Consider the following 834-nt stretch of genomic DNA (forward strand, 5'->3'; position numbering starts at 1 on the left):
ATGGCCGGCCCTGAGCGTCCACGGCTTGGGACCTGAGCGTTCCGCTGTTCACGATCGTCTGGATGTAAGCCGAGTTGATGAACGCTTGGTTGATGAAGACCTGGCCGCCCTGCACCACGAATGGCGACGAGAGCGTGCCATTCACCCCGTTGACCACAGCGAACCTGTCGGCGCTGACCAGGAATTGGCTTTGCAGGCCGGCTGGGCCGTTCTCGATGCCCAAGCCGATACCCGCCGCCACGTACTGGCCTTGGGCGTTGAGCTGCATCTTTACCGTCCACATCGTGGTCAGCTTGCCGGCCGTATCGGCATAGGCCGAAGAGGTTTGCTGGATCGCTGCCGAGTTGTCGGCAACCGAGGCGTTCAGCTGTTGTATCGCCGTGGCCGTGGCCTGCTGGTTGGTCGCAACCGTGGTTTCAACCGTGGTGATACGGCTTTCATTACCACCGACGCGAGCCTCCAGAGTCGTGGTCCGCTGCGTCTGCGCAAAGTCGGCCTCTGCGCGCACCTTGACCTCTTGGGCGTAGTTAGCAATGCTGTCCCACCCCTTCAGCGCATCCAGCAGCTCCCCTTCCCCGTCGTCATCACGGGCCGAGGCGCGCAGCGCCTGCAGGCTGCCTGCCGTAGCGGTGACCTTGCCGTCTACCTCGGCGATGTCGGCGGTATTGGTGGCCACCTGCTGAGCTAGGCCATTGGCAGCCTCGAGCGACTGGCCAACGTCGCCCCAAAGCGCGGCATTGGGTGGAGCATTCGCACCAGAGGCGTCTGCTGGAACAGGCTGCAGCGCCTGGTAGATGCGGCCATCAACCACGACCATCTGGCCCTTCTGGTAGG

The 834-nt window shown here is 63.4% G+C and carries 1 protein-coding gene; it reads right to left on the minus strand.

Annotated features, from left to right (window positions below):
* On the minus strand, positions 1-817 hold an 817-nt coding region (locus L6D64_RS28165; RefSeq protein WP_236192668.1), incomplete at its 3' end, for a DUF1983 domain-containing protein.
* Between the last annotated feature and the right edge of the window lie 17 nt (positions 818-834).

The organism is Pseudomonas urethralis (assembly GCF_021602465.1).
Classification (GTDB): Bacteria; Pseudomonadota; Gammaproteobacteria; order Pseudomonadales; family Pseudomonadaceae; genus Aquipseudomonas; species Aquipseudomonas vlassakiae.